This window comes from Erythrobacter sp. Dej080120_24 (assembly GCF_036322605.1).
GTDB lineage: Bacteria > Pseudomonadota > Alphaproteobacteria > Sphingomonadales > Sphingomonadaceae > Erythrobacter > Erythrobacter aurantius.
Genome location: NZ_AP027262.1, coordinates 753528 through 767306 on the forward strand (window position 1 = coordinate 753528; position 13779 = coordinate 767306).

General features: G+C 63.9%; 15 protein-coding genes. 7 read left to right on the plus strand and 8 right to left on the minus strand.

Annotated features, from left to right (window positions below):
* Positions 1 to 35: 35 nt before the first annotated feature.
* Positions 36 to 3326, plus strand: a complete 3291-nt coding sequence (locus AABA34_RS03755) for an amidohydrolase family protein (protein WP_338303962.1) — start codon at positions 36 to 38, stop codon at positions 3324 to 3326.
* Here the strand turns inward: AABA34_RS03755 and AABA34_RS03760 are convergent.
* The 6 genes from AABA34_RS03760 to AABA34_RS03785 form a co-directional block, all read right to left on the minus strand.
* On the minus strand, positions 3323 to 4054 hold the full coding sequence (locus AABA34_RS03760; protein WP_252259700.1) for a sigma-70 family RNA polymerase sigma factor: 732 nt from the start codon (positions 4052 to 4054) through the stop codon (positions 3323 to 3325). The genes AABA34_RS03755 and AABA34_RS03760 overlap by 4 nt on opposite strands.
* Positions 4051 to 6111: a flagellar biosynthesis protein FlhA gene (locus AABA34_RS03765; protein ID WP_338304683.1), complete on the minus strand. Its 2061-nt coding sequence runs from the start codon at positions 6109 to 6111 to the stop codon at positions 4051 to 4053. The genes AABA34_RS03760 and AABA34_RS03765 overlap by 4 nt, the downstream gene beginning before the upstream one ends.
* Before the next feature lie 59 nt (positions 6112 to 6170).
* Positions 6171 to 7166, minus strand: a complete 996-nt coding sequence (locus AABA34_RS03770; protein WP_338303963.1) for a transglycosylase SLT domain-containing protein — start codon at positions 7164 to 7166, stop codon at positions 6171 to 6173.
* Between the two features lie 103 nt (positions 7167 to 7269).
* A complete protein-coding gene (locus tag AABA34_RS03775; RefSeq protein ID WP_338303964.1) occupies positions 7270 to 7584 on the minus strand; it encodes a flagellar protein FlgN in 315 nt (104 codons plus the stop codon).
* The gene (locus tag AABA34_RS03780) at positions 7581 to 7886 is read right to left on the minus strand and encodes a flagellar biosynthesis anti-sigma factor FlgM (protein WP_338303965.1); all 306 of its coding nucleotides are present in this window, start codon (positions 7884 to 7886) and stop codon (positions 7581 to 7583) included. The genes AABA34_RS03775 and AABA34_RS03780 overlap by 4 nt, the downstream gene beginning before the upstream one ends.
* Before the next feature lie 90 nt (positions 7887 to 7976).
* Positions 7977 to 8525, minus strand: a complete 549-nt coding sequence (locus AABA34_RS03785; protein WP_338303966.1) for a flagella basal body P-ring formation protein FlgA — start codon at positions 8523 to 8525, stop codon at positions 7977 to 7979.
* Between the two features lie 171 nt (positions 8526 to 8696).
* Between AABA34_RS03785 and AABA34_RS03790 the strand changes: the two genes are divergently transcribed.
* Entirely contained in the window at positions 8697 to 9767 is a 1071-nt protein-coding gene (locus AABA34_RS03790) for a GGDEF domain-containing protein (RefSeq protein ID WP_338303967.1), read from the plus strand.
* On the opposite strand, the gene AABA34_RS03795 is transcribed toward AABA34_RS03790, so the two are convergent.
* Both AABA34_RS03795 and AABA34_RS03800 read right to left on the minus strand, forming a co-directional pair.
* Positions 9764 to 10192, minus strand: coding sequence for a hypothetical protein (locus AABA34_RS03795; protein ID WP_338303968.1), 429 nt, complete (start codon positions 10190 to 10192; stop codon positions 9764 to 9766). The two genes, AABA34_RS03790 and AABA34_RS03795, sit on opposite strands and share 4 nt — an antisense overlap.
* Positions 10189 to 10857, minus strand: coding sequence for a MotA/TolQ/ExbB proton channel family protein (locus AABA34_RS03800; protein ID WP_338303969.1), 669 nt, complete (start codon positions 10855 to 10857; stop codon positions 10189 to 10191). Before AABA34_RS03800 ends, AABA34_RS03795 begins: the two co-directional genes overlap by 4 nt.
* A gap of 214 nt (positions 10858 to 11071) precedes the next feature.
* On the opposite strand from AABA34_RS03800, the gene flgB reads away from it, so the two are divergent.
* Genes flgB through AABA34_RS03825 form a run of 5 tightly spaced genes read left to right on the plus strand, consistent with a single transcriptional unit; the run spans position 11072 to position 13773 of the window.
* Complete coding sequence (gene flgB / locus AABA34_RS03805; RefSeq protein ID WP_338303970.1) at positions 11072 to 11425, plus strand: flagellar basal body rod protein FlgB; 354 nt, start codon at positions 11072 to 11074, stop codon at positions 11423 to 11425.
* 3 nt (positions 11426 to 11428) lie between these two features.
* Positions 11429 to 11839, plus strand: coding sequence for a flagellar basal body rod protein FlgC (gene flgC, locus AABA34_RS03810; RefSeq protein ID WP_034956114.1), 411 nt, complete (start codon positions 11429 to 11431; stop codon positions 11837 to 11839).
* A gap of 3 nt (positions 11840 to 11842) precedes the next feature.
* A complete protein-coding gene (locus AABA34_RS03815; RefSeq protein ID WP_338303971.1) occupies positions 11843 to 12160 on the plus strand; it encodes a flagellar hook assembly protein FlgD in 318 nt (105 codons plus the stop codon).
* 34 nt (positions 12161 to 12194) lie between these two features.
* Positions 12195 to 13007, plus strand: coding sequence for a flagellar hook basal-body protein (locus AABA34_RS03820; protein ID WP_338303972.1), 813 nt, complete (start codon positions 12195 to 12197; stop codon positions 13005 to 13007).
* 22 nt (positions 13008 to 13029) lie between these two features.
* On the plus strand, positions 13030 to 13773 hold the full coding sequence (locus AABA34_RS03825) for a flagellar basal body rod protein FlgF (RefSeq protein WP_034956112.1): 744 nt from the start codon (positions 13030 to 13032) through the stop codon (positions 13771 to 13773).
* The last annotated feature ends 6 nt before the right edge of the window (positions 13774 to 13779 follow it).

Consider the following 13779-nt stretch of genomic DNA (forward strand, 5'->3'; position numbering starts at 1 on the left):
CTAGTCTCCCGCGCCAACAGAGGGAGATACCAGACATGCGCCGTTTCACCGCAACCCTGCTTGCCTGCACCATGCTTGCCGCGCCTTCGCTGGCGCTGGCAGCGGATGACAAGGAAGACGGCTGGGACGTCAACGCGCCGCGCGGGGCCAAGATCGAACAGGTGCCGATCCAGACGGACGAAGCGACCTGGATGGACATTGATGTCTCGCCCGACGGCCAGACCATCGCTTTCACCGTGCTGGGCGATATCTACACCATGCCGATCACCGGCGGGACGCCCAAACGGATTGCCGAAGGGCTGGCGTGGGAAGTGCAGCCGCGTTTCTCCCCCGATGGCGCGCGCATCGCCTTTACCTCTGACCGGGGCGGCGGCGACAATGTGTGGGTGATGAATGTCGATGGCAGCGACAAGCGGCAGGTGACCAACGAAAGCTTCCGCCTGCTGAACCAGCCCGATTGGTCGCCCGACGGGCGCTTTATCATCGCCAAGAAGCATTTCACCACTCAACGCAGCGCGGGCACCGGCGAAATCTGGATGTATCACGTATCGGGCGGTGGCGGCGTCGCGATTGTCGAGCGCGCGAACGAGCAGTTGCAGAAAGAACTGGGCGAACCCGCCTTCACCCCTGATGGCAGCGCGATCTATTACACCCGCAACACCACGCCGGGTAACACCTTCATCTACGCGCAGGACAGCCAGACCGGCATCTTCGCGATCGAGCGGCACGATCTGGAAACCGGCGAAGTCACCACCGCCGTCGATGGCTATGGCGGCGCGGTGCGCGCCACGCCTTCGCCCGACGGAGCCGAAATCGCCTTTGTCCGGCGTGACAAGGACACATCGCAGTTGTGGGTGAAGAACATCGCCAGCGGGCGCGAGCGGATGATCTACGGCGCGCTTGATCTCGACCTGCAGGAAACCTGGGCGGTCTATGGCGTCTATCCCAACATGGCGTGGACGCCCGACAGCCGTTCGATCCTGTTCTGGGCCGGGGGCAAGCTGAACCGGATCGACCGGGACGGATCGAACAAGGCCGAAATCCCGTTCCGCATCAACGACACGCGCGGGGTGGCCGATGCGCCGCATCCGGTGATCGATGTCGCGCCCGAGCGGTTCACCACCAGCATGTCGCGCTTCGGCCAATTGTCGCCGGACGGCACGCGCGTGGTGTTTGAAACCCTCGGTCGGCTTCACACAAAGAGCGCGCGCGGGCGCGATGCGCCGCGTCCGCTGACGGGCGCGAGCGATGTCGTGGAGGCTTTCCCAGCCTTCAGCCGCGACGGCAGCCAGATCGCCTATGTCGAATGGACCGATGAAAATCTGGGCCGCATCATCGTCGCCAATGCCGATGGCGAAAATCCGCGCGTCATCACCAGCGAGCCGGGGCATTACGCCAGCCTCGCATGGTCACCCGATGGCAGGCATATCGCCTATGAGAAACGTTCGGGCGGGTATCTGACTTCCTCCGACTATTCCGAGAATTCGGGCATCTACATGATCTCGACCGCTGGCGGCGCGCCGATGATGGTCAGCCGATCCGGATCGGATCCGCAATTCGGCGCGGACAGCAACCGCATTTTCATGACCATGAACGAGGGCGGGAACCTTGCGCTGGTTTCGACCGATCTTGATGGCGAGGACAAGCGCACCATCGTCAAAGGCGATCTTGCAAATGATTTCCGCGTGTCGCCCGATGGCCGCACGGTGGCGTTCCGTCAGAATTACGAAGTGTTCGCCATGCCGCTGATCCCCGGCGGGCAGGCTGTCAGCGTCTCCGAAAACGGCGGATCGCTGCCGATCACCAAGGTTTCGACCGGCGGTGCGGACTACATCGGCTGGGCCAATGGCGGGGAGACGGTGTTCTGGTCAATCGGGCCGGAGCTGCAGCAGGCGAAGGTATCCGACTTCTTCCGCAATGCGCCCAAGGGCGAAGGCGAGGACAAGGGGACGGGCTACACCCCGCCTGAAACCGGCATTTCGATGGCCGTTACCGTCAATGCCGACAAGCCGACCGGCACGGTCGCAATCACGGGCGCGCGTATCCTGACGATGGCGGCTGGGCTTGATGCGACCGATGCCGGCGCGATCGAAAACGGCGTGATCGTGATCGAGGGTGATCGGATCAAGGCCGTGGGCGCGGCGGGCGAAGTGGCGGTTCCGGCAGGTGCCACGGTTGTCGATGCCAGCGGCCACACGATCATGCCCGGCCTTGTCGATGCGCATGCGCACGGGCCGCAAGGTGTGGGCGATTTCATCCCGCAGCAGAACTGGCGCATGATGCAGGATCTCGCCACCGGGGTGACGACGATCCACGATCCGTCGAACGATGCGAGCCAGATCTTTGCCGCGGCAGAACGCCAGCAGGCAGGCTTGCTGCTGGCCCCGCGCATCTTTTCGACCGGGGAAATCATCTATGGGGCCAAGGCGCCATCGGTCTATGCCCGGATCGACAGCTATGACGATGCGCTGGCGCATGTCCGCCGCATCCGTGCGCAGGGCGGGATTTCGGTAAAGAACTACAATCAGCCCCGGCGCGAACAGCGCCAGATGGTCGCGCGCGCCGCGGCCGAGGAAAACATGCTGGTGGTGGCCGAAGGCGGTTCGCTGTTCGGTATGGACATGAACCTGATCGCCGACGGCAATTCCACCATTGAACACAATGTCCCCGGCGACGTGTTCTACGAAGACGTGCTGCAGTTCTTCAGCCAGTCGAACTCCAACTACACCCCCACGCTCAACGTCACCTATGGCGGTCTGGCGGGTGATCCGTACTGGCGGCAGGCAATGAACGTGTGGGAGCATCCGTTGATGATCCACACTCCGCCCAAGCTGCTGCTGGCAGAAACCGGACGGCGCACCACCGCGCCCGACTGGGCCTTTGTCGACGACAATGCCGCGCGTGAGGCGCACAAGCTGGCCCAGCGCGGGGTTCGCGTGTCGATCGGCGCGCACGGGCAGCAGGCCGGGCTGGATCACCATTGGGAGCTGTGGAGCTTCGTGCGCGGGGGCATGACCCCGGTCGAGGCGCTGCGGGCAGGCACCATCGCCCCGGCGCAATCGCTGGGAATGGATCGCGACATCGGCAGCATCGAGGCGGGCAAGCTCGCTGACCTCGTGATCCTGAGCGCCGATCCCAGCGCCGACATCATGAATTCGGACAAGATCGAACGCGTGATGCTCGGCGGGCGGCTGTATGATGCGAAAACGCTGAACGAGGTCGAGACCGGCAATCGCCAGCGCCGCGCCTATTGGTGGGAATCCACCGGTGCGGGCGGATCGGAGGAAGCGACCCACGCCGCAGCTGCGCACCAGGACGCGGGCTAGGCCTCGTCCTCGCGCTCCATCAGCCCGCGCAGGTCTTTCAGGGCCTTGGCGCGGAGCTGGTGGACGCGCGGCACGCTGACTTCGAGCACTTCGGCGATTTCGGTGAGGTTCAGTTCCTCGACATAGAACAGCTGCAACACCAGCTTCAGCCGGTCGGGCAATTGGTGCATCGCCGCCACCAGCCGTTCGCGGTCTTCCTGTCCGGCGATGATTTCGAACGGGTCGGGATCGTCGCTGGCGAAGGCGGTGTTGCTTTCGTCATATTCATCGCTGATCGATGAGACGGTGATGGCCGATGCCTCGATCTCCAGCAATTCGACATCGCTGATGCCCATTGCGCGTGCGATTTCGAGGCGGCTGGGGGTCTGACCCGTCTGCCAGCGCAATTCCTCGACTGTTTCGTTGTAGCGCGCCCGCTTCTTTCGCGCGGTGCGGGTGTCATGCATCAGCTTGCGGATGCAATCGAACATCGCTCCGCGAACGCGGATCTTGGCATAGGCGGCAAAACCGTCCTCTGTCGGGCCGCTGTGGCGCTGCGCGCATTCGGCCAGCGCGAGAATGCCCGACTGGATCAGGTCTTCGATTTCCAGCCCTTCGCGGCCCGAGCCATAGATATGCCAGGCGGCGCGGTGGACCATCGGCAGGAAACGGCGGACGCGGTCTTCGACCTCGGCCCGCGATGCGGCGTAAGGGTTGGTTTCGGCAAATCCGGAATGATCGTGCTTCATGCGGCCTGAACCTCCTCAGTCGGAGCGGGAAGCTGATGCGCGGGATTGTCGGCGCCAATCACGCCGACCACTTCGACAGGCTGGCGCGCGGGCAATTCGTTGATCGACAGCACAAGGCAGCGGCTGGCGCGCTGGCGCAGCAGAGCGGCGAGCGCGCGGCGTGCCGGAGGCTGGACGATCAGCGCCACCGGCCCCTTTGCCTCGTCGATATGCCGGTTCACCCGTTCGGCAATCATGCTGCCGCAATCGGGCTCGATCAGCGGTTGACCCGTGCCGGGGTCCACCATCCCGCCAAGGATCGCCCCTTCGAGCGCGGCGTCGAGCGTGACGACCTTCAACCGTTCGCCGGGCTCGCAAATGCGCGCGATCAGCCGTGCGCCCATGTCGGCGCGCACCGCATCGATGACGCTGTCAAAATCCTGCGTCTTCTGCAGCGCCAGCGCGAGACTGGTGAGCAGCGGCTGCGGATGGGCAAGCGCGATGCCATCAGCAATCAGAGCACGGAAAATCCGGGTCAGCGCGGCAAGTCCCAGCGGATCGGGATGGATCGCCTCGATCAACGCCGGTGCGCGTTCCTTCAGATCGTCTACCAGTGCGCGCACTTCCTCCGGCCCCAGCAATTGATCGCTGTTGCGCAGCAGCTCCTGATTGGCGTGGGTGGCGATGACGGTGCTGGGATCGACCGTCAGAAACCCTTCGGACACGGCGTGATCGCGTGCCGCCGGATCGATCCACAGGGCCGGGCAGTCGAAACTGGGGTCGCGCGTTGCCTCCCCCGTCAGGCCGTGGCCGGGGCGCACCTCGCCGGTGTCGATGGCGAGCAGGCGCGAAGGCTTGGCCGTGCCATGCGCGATTGCGAGGCCACCGAGCAGCACCCGGTATTCATTGGCGCCAACATCGAGCGAATCCCGGATGCGGAACTGCGGCAGGACAAAGCCGAGATCGCGCGACAATTGCTTGCGAATGCCGGTGATCCGCGTGAGCAGCGGCGCGCCCTTGTCCTTGTCGACAAGGTGAACAAGGCCATAGCCAAGCTCTACCGTCACCAGCGTCTGATCGGAAACGTCGGCGATGTCGATCCGGTCGGGGGAAACCTCTTCCACAGGCTGTTCGACCGGCGCGGGTCGCGCGGCGCGTTGTCGCAGGGTCCACCACAATGCGCCTGCGATCGCGGCGGCGGGGAAGAAGATGAGCTGCGGCATCGCCGGGACCATGCCGATCGCGGCGAGGATCAGCGCGACGGGCAACCACCCACGCGGATCGGCGAACTGGCCGCCGATCTGGCCCGAAAGGTCGCGCGCATCGGCCACGCGGGTGACGATGGCGGCGGCGGCAATCGACAGCAGCAGCGCGGGCACCTGCGCCACCAGTGCGTCACCCACGGCAAGGGTGATGTACAATTCCCCCGCCTCGCCGGCGGAAAGGCCGTGGCTGATCATGCCGAGCGCGAAACCGGCGATGATGTTGACACCCAGGATCAGCAGCGCGGCGATCGCATCGCCCTTCACGAATTTGGAGGCACCATCCATCGAACCGTAGAAGTCCGCCTCGATAGTGACTTCGCGGCGGCGGGTGCGGGCTTCGTCGGCGGTGATGAGGCCTGCGGCAATATCGGCGTCGATCGCCATCTGCTTGCCCGGCAAGGCATCGAGCACGAACCGCGCGGAAACTTCGGACACGCGTCCTGCGCCCTTGGTGATGACGATCATGTTGATGATCAGCAGGATGCAGAACACGAACAGCCCGACCGCGAAATTGCCGCCGACAAGGAACTGGCCAAAGCTTTCGATGATCTCACCCGCGGCATTGCCCCCTTCGTGCCCGTTGACCAGCACGATACGGGTGGAAGCGACGTTCAAGGCCAGCCGCAGCAAGGTCGCGAACAGCAACACGCTGGGGAAGGAGGAGAAGTCGAGCGGCTGGCGCGCGTTCAGCGCCACCATCAGCACCGCCACCGAAATGGCGATGTTCAGAACGAAGAAGATGTCGAGCAGCAGCGGCGGTATAGGCAGCACCATCAACACGAACAGCGCGAAAATGCCGACCGGCAAAGCCATCGCTGCGGGCGCGGCGCGCAGCCGGTCGAGCCAGGAAATCGGGTTGGAAACAGTCGTGTTCACAGGCCAAGTGCTTTCAATTGTTCATAGGCATTGCGCACCTGCCGCGCCGAACGCTCGCTCATGCCCGCGCTGCCATCGGCAAAGGCGGTTTTGAGCAGGCTCGACATCGGCGCGCGCGAGACGGGCGGGGCGGGGTTCGAAAGGGGAGGGGCAGCGATGGAACGTTGCCCGTAAACCGCAGGCTTCGGCGAATAGGCAGGAGCGGCTGCGCCTGCCTCAAGCGATGCGACGCGGAAGGCTGCACCGCCTGCCTCCGGTGTCCCCCCGTGAGCGCGATCGAGTTTGTTCGACAAATGCTCCATCACGCCCGCAAGACTGCGAGGCGAACCGTCGGGATTGTAGAACACCGGGCGATTGGCGGCAGCGGGTGCGCGGAACAGGCTGGCGGCTGGTTGATCGGGGTTCTGCTCCATCGCCGACAGAAACCGGCCCGCGCCGCCCGCGCCGAGGAAATGTGCAAGGTAAAGCTCGCTGTGATCGGGCTCGCGGCCAAGGATCGGGGCGAGATGCGCGCGGTTGTCCTGCGCCAGCCCTGCGGCCATCAGCGATGCGATCTGCGGATCATTGCGCAGCGCGAGGATTTCGGCCCGCTGCACAGGGTCCGCGACATAGGCCGCGCCGTTGCCGTCAAGGCTGATCCGAGCGGCGAAATCGCCAAGGCCGAAACGTTCGCCATGGCGCTGCATCGTGCCCAGCCAGGTGCTATCGATGAACTGGTAGAGCCCCGTCGCGCTGGATGTGCGTGCGCGCGCCGTTGGGTTCATCGAGGATTCGACCTGCGCCTGCTTTACGAGGAAATCGAAATCGACCCCGGTTTGACGTGCGGCATCGGCGATTGCGGCTTCGACAGGAGTGGCGGGATTGGTGGCCGCCGAAAGCACGCGCTGCTCGCCAATGCGTGCCGGGGTAGGGGATCGCATGGCCTGATGCGCAGAAGCCGCGCGGTCAAACGCGGCCCTGATCCCGGCGACAGGTATGGAATTCTGGCTCACTGTTGCTTGCTGCCTTCCTTGCCCCGCGCGTATCCGCGCAATTACGGGGAGGTTTGAGCAAGCAGCGTGCCAGTCTGCGTGTTCTAAGTAATCTTACGAGGTGTCATGCGCCAGTGGCGGCGGTGGCGGAATAGGTGTGCTGGCTTGCTCCCAGCGCCTCAAGCCGTGCAGTCACATTCGCTGCCAGCAGGTTGCGCACGCGGCGGTTCACGTCGTTGAGCGTCTGCGCCGTCAGCGCCAGATCACGCGCTTCGTCATCCAGTGCATCAGCGCCGAAGGGGTGCAGCAGCTCGCACAGTTCCTGTTTACGATGCGAAGCCTCGAACAGGGCATCGGCATCCAGCGTGGCAAGCGCTTGCCGCTCTTGCTCAAGAACGGCAATCATCTGCAGCAGATTGCCGGTAAGGTCGTGGCTCATCTTTTGATCTCGAAACTGTATTGGGCGGCGATGATGGCATCGGCGATCTTGGCGGGTACCAGCGGATAGCTGCCGTCGCGCAGCGCTTGGCGAATTTCTGCAACGCGGTCGACATCGACAGGTGGCTTTGCCGCGCTGACACTTGAGTCGACTTCAAGGCTCACTCCGACATTTCCGCGGGAAGCGGCTCCGGGCACGATGTCGCGTGCCACACCGGTTTCTCCGGATGCGGCGCGATCACTGCCGGACAGGCCTTTGGGTCCCGTCACCGCTTGCAGCTTGCTGATTTCAATAGAGGGCATGATGCGTCTCCGGTTTGATCCTGTGCTAGGTAGAACGACCTGTGCCAGCCTAGTTTAAGAGCTTGGTCACACTTTTTTGCGGTCAGGCCTTCACGAGGCCGGAATTACGGCGAGTCCGGGGCGCTCGATGCGGGCGCGAACCGGGGTCGCATCGCGTGCGGTGCGGATCGCGATCCAGTCGCCTTGCGCACCGTCCTCCATCGCTTCGCCGGTCTGCTGCACGCTGAACCCGCGCCCGCGCACCACGACGGTAACGGGATCGCCGCGGCTCACCATCTTTGCCGCCGCTTCGGCCTGCGCAGCTGGACGGGTGGCGATGAAGATTCGCCATGGATCGGGGCCGGGGCAGGCGACCTGCACAGTCGATTGCCGGGTGCCGTGCCACGATAGGTCAAGCGGACCCTGGCATGCCGCCAGCCGCAACCGCCGGTCTGCAGGAACGCGTGCGCCGCCTACCTCCCCTATCGGAACTCCTGTGAATTCGGCCACGGCGCGGTCGATTTCGGCCGGGTCGGTGATGGCGCGCCCGGCGCCGTTCTGGGCCGATGCTGCCGCCGCAAACAGAGGCAGGCTGACGATCAGCATGGCGGTGGCGAGCAGCCGCAATTCGAGGCGGCGTGAGGATTGATGTGTGATCATTGCGAGTGACTCCCTTGTGATCTGGTCACCCGCCACCGAGCAAGCTTTGTGCCAAGGGGCCTCGGTATGCATCGAGCTAGGTGTTTCCCCCAAGCTCGCAAAACAAACGATTTAACCATGGCGGATTAACAAGGCTGCGATCCAGACCATCAGTCTTCGGGAATAGAAACCATGAGAGTCGCAACTCAAAGCCCGCTACAAAACACTTTCGATGTCTCCGCCAACCCCACCCAGGCGCAGTTGGCCCGGCGTGATCTGCTCGATCGGATTGCGGATTTCATCGAGCGCCACGACCTCAATATCACTGGCGCCAATCTGGCCGCGGTCACCACCGCGCTTTCCGGAGCCAATGCCAAATTGGCCGAAGCCTTCGCCGCGCGCGAGATTTCGGGCGAGCCGATCGATCAACGCTGGCTCGACACCGTGGTTCGGCTTGATCCGGAAACCGGCGCGAGGATGACCGAGCTGGAAAAGCTCATGGACAAGCTGGAATATTCGCTGATGCGCTTTGCCCAGACGGCCAAGTCGGCGCATGACGAAACCAGCGAGCATCGGGGTGCGATCGATGCCCAGATCCAGGAAATGGCGAAAGGCTCCAACGACAATTCATCCGCCGGCGAAATGGACCGGGTGATCGAATTGTCGCGCGCCATGCTGGAACGGATCAGCCAAGTCGAGGACGCGATGGAGCGCAGCCAGGCCGAAACCGATCATTTGCGCGAAAGCCTCGCCAAGGCACGGACCGAGGCCGATGTCGACCATTTGACGCGGCTGCCCAATCGCCGCGCGTTCGAACGCCGGCTGTCTTCTGCCGCGCAATCCGCACAGCAATCGGGCCAGCCGCTTTGCGTCGCCTTTTGCGATGTCGATCATTTCAAGTCGATCAATGACACCCACGGCCATGACGCGGGCGACCGCGTTCTGGTGGCGATTGCGAGCACGCTCAACAGCAATGCCAGCGACACCTGCTTTGTCGCGCGTCACGGGGGCGAGGAATTCGTCGTCCTGTTCTACGGCCTCGACAAGGACGAGGCATGGCGCAAGCTCGACGGGATCCGCCGCGCACAGGCGATGAAGCAGATGGTAAACCGCGATACGGGCAAGCCGTTCGGCAAGGTGACCTTTTCCGGAGGCATTGCCGAAGTGACCGGGGTGGACGAGACCCGCGAAGCCCTCGCCCGGGCGGATGAGGCGCTGTATCAGGCCAAGGCCGAAGGTCGCAACCGGATCGTCGCGGTCTAGTTCAATTCGTCATAGGCGAGGCTGGCGTAGAGATCGCTGACCTCGCCTTCACCAATCACCACTCTTACCCTGAAACCACGCCCGCGCGCTTGCCGGGCCATGGCCTCTGCGCGATCCCAGATCATCGCGTCATCAGCCCCGGTGTGCTGTCCGAGAATGGTGAGCGTGGCGCGCGGATCAGCCGGGCGTTGATCGAGCCACTGGGCAAGCCTCGGGCCGCCTTCGACTTCGCGATAAAGGGCCTGCGATGCGGCAATCTCGGGCTTGGCGATCCTTGAGCGATCGTCACCTTCGGGGCCCGCCGCCAGCGCGGCCAGTGTCACCAGAAACAGGATCAGCGCGAGATCGGCCAGCACCACCTGCCAACCGGACGAATGGCCGTTCGGGCGCTGCGCATCCGCAGGGAAACGTGGATGCGCGATCATGCGGCGTCCTTCAATCGCGACAGCGCACCTCGCGGCGGCTCGCGGGAAAGCTCGTGTTCGAACCACTCGATCAGAGCCAGGCGATCTTCCTCTTCGCGCAAGCCGCGCCGCTCAATCGCTCCGGCCAGAGGGATATAGACGATATGCGCGGTCAGCACCCCATAGAGCGACGACAGGACTGCTGTTGCCAGCGCCTGCATGGTGTTTTCGGCAAGGCTCAATTGCCCTGTTGGCGCGAGCTGCGAAATGGCGAAGAGCGTGCCGACCAGTCCGAACACGGGCGCGATTTCTCCCGCGTATTCGAGCACGCGCACGGCCCTGTCGCGTCCGGTTTCGCGGGCGGTCTGGTGCTTTATCGCGGCTTCGTGCAGCGCTTCGATCGAACCGCTGACGAGATAGCCCGAGACAAGGCTCGCAAAGGCCTTGTCTGGCGGCAGCGGCACGTCCGAGCACAAATGCCCCTTGGCGCGCACGGCCGCTATGGTGCGGGCAAGCGCGGCGCGATTGGCATCGGAATCAATTGATGCGATGCGGAGCCGGGCGAGCGCGAACAGCGCCGCTCGCAGGTTGCGCCAGCCGCTTCGGGCAGCGGTGGCGATCACCGTTCCGGCAATCACGACAAGCAGCGCTCCGACATCAAAAAGGGCTGCTGCGCTCTCCAGCATTTGTTCCTGCACTCCCGACGGGCCTGGTGATCACAACCAGAACGGTCGGCCATGTCGAGGTTTAAGGGGCATTGTCTTGCCGCCGTCCGGCAATCGCTTGCCGGAAAAGCCTCGAAAACCCGCAAATTCGTGGTGTGAGCGGCTGCAAACGCGGTTTGGCACGCATGGTGCAAAGCCTTTGGCGCATGAATCTCAACCCTGACGGGAGCAAGCCATGAACGAGCAGATTTTCGGCATCCACGGCGCCGCGCTTGAATTGCGTTCACAGCGCATGGGTGTGATCGCGGCCAATATCGCCAATGCCGCAACCCCCGGCTTCAAGGCACGCGATATCGATTTCAACGCCGCGCTCGATGCCCGCCTGTCCGAAGTACGCGGCGAACCGGCACGCTTTGGCGAACCCGAAATGCTCTTTCGCCGCCCCACCATGCCAAGCCTTGACGGGAACACGGTGGAACTGGGGCGCGAACAGGTCGCCTTTGCCGAAAACGCGATGGCCTATTCCGCCACGCTCAGCTTCGTCCAGGGCAAGGTCAACACCATCACCCGTGCGTTGAAGGGGGAATAAGCCATGCCTGACGGTAATCGCATGACGCTGTTTTCCATGACCGAGCGCGCCATGTCCGCGCAGCTAGTGCGGATGAACGCGGCGACGTCGAACCTCGCCAACGCCGGCTCCGTCGCCAGCAGCGAAGCCGAAGCCTATCGCCCGATCCGCGCGGTATTCGCGACCGAGCTGGACCGCGCCACCGGGATTTCCAGCGTGCGCAGTGACGGGCTGGTGCGATCCGAAACCGCGCCGACCAAGCGTTACGATCCCGGCCACCCGCTCGCCGATGAAACCGGCCACATCTGGGAAGCTCCTGTCGATGAAAGCGCCGAGATGATCGAGATCATGGAGAGCGCGCGCCAGTACCAGAACATGGTCCAGGCGCTCCAGACAGCCAAGCAATTGATGCTCGAAACCCTGAGGAGCAATTAAGCCATGCAAATCAATTCGAACGTTCTCGACCAGCTGAACGCGCCCGGCACGATCCGCCGCGAAAGCGCGGCTGCCTCGCTGGGAGCTGCGGACTTCCTGCGGCTGATGACGGCGCAACTCGCCAATCAGGATCCGCTTGAGCCGCAAAGCAACGAACAGATGCTCGCGCAGCTCGCGCAGTTTTCGACGCTGGAGAACGGCACTGCCTCGCGCGCCACGCTCGAAGACATTTCGGCCAAGCTCGATGCTCTGATCGCGGCGCAGGAAAAGGCACTCGCGGCAGCCGAGGCGAACGCCGCCACCATCTCCGAAATCTCCTGAATCCACTTCCCTTCAGTACAAAGGAACCCGATCCATGTCGTTCTACACCTCACTTAGCGGGATGCGTAACGCCGAAACCGATCTGCGCGTCATCTCCAACAACATCGCCAATGCCGAAACCGCCGGTTTCAAGAAGTCCAACGCACAGTTCACCGATCTCGTCGCCACCGGCGGCAGCACCGATTCGCGCGTGACGCCGGGCATCGGCGCTGCGGTTTCCGGGATTACGCAGGACTTCGGCCTTGGCCAGATCGAACAGACCGGGCGCGTGCTTGACGTGGCGATCACCGGCGACGGCTTCCTTGCCGTGGCCAACCCGATTTCGGGCGACGTTACCTTTACCCGCAACGGCAATCTCGAACTGGTTGCGACCGGTGAGTTGCAGACCAAGAGCGGCGATCGGGTGCAGGCTTTCCCGGTTGACGCGAATGGCAATGCCACGTCCAATGTGCCCGCTAATGTCGTCGTGCCGACGGTCAACGCCGCCGGTTCGGCCCTGTCGAGCATTTCCATCGATGCGCGCGGCATTGTCGGCGCGAACTATTCCGACGGTTCGAGCGAGCCGGTGGCGATGGTTGCGCTGGCTTCTTTCCCGGCCACTGGTGGCCTGCGGCCGATCGGCCAGACCAAATGGGAAGCGACTGCGGATTCCGGTCTGCCCCAGTACGGCGAGCCCGGTGTCGGCAATCTCGGCCAGTTGATGAGCGGGGCGTTGGAGCGCTCGAACGTCGACCTGGCCGAAGAGATGGTCTCGCTGCTGACGGCTCAGCGCAATTTCCAGGCTAATGCCCGTGCGATCGACACCGCCACGGCGATTTCGCAGACCGTACTCAACCTGCAACGCTAAGCGATAGGCAGGGAACAGCGCCATGGACCGCCTGATCTACACCGCCCTGACCGGCATGGACGCGGCGATGAACCGCCAGCGTGCGGTGGCGAACAATCTCGCCAACGCCAACACGCCGGGTTTCCGTCAGGAGATTTTCGCGATCACGCCCGCCACCTTGAAAGACCAGTCGATCGAGGTGCGGGCGCTGGCGCGCGGCATGGTGCGTGGGGCAGACATGGCGCAGGCGCGGGTGAAACCGACCGGCCAGCCGCTCGACCTTGCGGTAAAGGGTTCGGGGCTGATCGCCTATCAGGCACCCGGTGGCGGCGAAGTCTATTCGCGGCGCGGCGATCTGCGGGTTGCGGCCAGCGGCGTGCTCGAAAACGGCGAAGGCCTGCCAGTCCTTGGACAGGGCGGTGCGCCGATCACCGTTCCTGGCGGGTTCTCGGTAAGGATCGCGGAGGATGGTTCGGTACTGGGTTCCGATCCCGCCGCCCCAGATGCGCCCGCCCAAGTCATTGACCGGATCAAGCTGGTTTCAGCCGAAGGCAGCCAGTTGGTGAAGGGCATCGACAGTTTCCTGACGGTGCCGGGCGGCGGCGTCCTGCCCGAAGACCCGACCGCACAGGTCACCCCCGGCGCGCTGGAGGAATCAAACGTCCAGACCGCAGAAACGCTGGTGCAGATGATCGAGGCACAACGCGCCTTCGAACAGCGCGCCAAGATCATCGAAACCGCCGGACAGCTCGACGAGGCATCGGCCCGGCTGATGGGCATGGGCTGATAGCCC